Annotated in this window: 1 protein-coding gene; it reads left to right on the top strand. The window is 73.9% G+C overall.

Annotation, left to right across the window (positions count from 1 at the left end):
* Positions 1-380: 380 nt before the first annotated feature.
* Positions 381-1,127: DUF2776 family protein (locus ACIQOV_RS42395; RefSeq protein ID WP_401056607.1), on the top strand; the 747-nt coding region annotated here is incomplete at its 3' end.

The raw sequence follows: 1,127 nt of genomic DNA on the forward strand, positions 1-1,127 counted from the left end.
CTCCTCGCCCCCATCCCCCGGCCGGTGGCACCGCGAAGCGGGGCCGCCGGGCCACCGCGCAGCGGACCACCACCACGCCGGCGCGCAGCATCAGGTTGTCGGGATCCCGTCTCCGCTCCTGCGGGCGGATTTCCGTGAACGGGTCGACGCCGTCCGTCGCCGCGGTCATGCCGTACCCACTTTCCGTCAGCTGTTGGCAACTCGCCGTGTCCGCCGACAGCATCGCAGGCCACCACCGGGGTCCCGCACAGCGGGTGTCGCCGTGAGCCGATCGGACGAAATCCGTGGACACCCGCCGCCGGGGTCCCGGCCGGAGACCCGGCGGGATGAACACTGACTGCCGCCCGGAACCGGCGGGCGCGAGGGAACGAGGAGACCTGGTGAACCACGGAATGAGCGTGCTGCTCCGGGCGATTCCGCTGCTCATGGGCGCGGTGTCGGCCGCGCTCGGCGGCTACGTCCTCGCGCACTCCACCGGGCCGAGCGCCCGGGTCGCGGGCCTGACGCTGGTCTTCCTGGCCGCCGTCTGTCTCTGCCTGTTCGCCGTCGCGGCGACCGTCGTGCGGCAACTGATCGGCCGTTTCGGCGCGTTGGACCGGATCGGCTACCCGGCGTTCGGCTTCGCGGTGGCCGGGGCCGCCGTCGTCTACGGGCTGGGCCTGCTGGCGGAGAGCCACCGGCCGGTGGCCGACTTCGTGGCCGGCAGCGTGGTCCTCGGCATCGGCCTGGTCTGCGTGTGCGTCTCGTCGGTGGCCGCGGTCGCCACCCGCTTCACGCTGATCGGGCAGAACGCCGTCCTGCCGGAGGGTTCCCCGCCGCGCTCGCCCGCGCCGTTCGGCCGGTCCGCGGCCCGGGCGCTGGTGGCGGTCCCAGTCCTGGCGGCCGCCGCCGCCTGGGCGTGGGCGATCGTCATGCTGGCCAACGGGGGCGGCGGGGACTCGGACGGGCGCTTCACGGCCGGACACGTGGTGGTCGACCAGGCGATCGTCTGCACCGCCCTGATCGGGCTGGTGATCACCTTGCTGCGGCAGATCCGAAACACGTACACCCGACGGGAGCGGGTCTGGTGGCTCGTCCCGGCCGCCGTGCTCGGCGCCATGGACATCACCGGGGGCCTGGTCGTCGTC

The sequence above is a fragment of the Kitasatospora sp. NPDC091257 genome (assembly GCF_044757675.1).
GTDB classification, from domain to species: domain Bacteria; phylum Actinomycetota; class Actinomycetes; order Streptomycetales; family Streptomycetaceae; genus Kitasatospora; species Kitasatospora lactacystinica.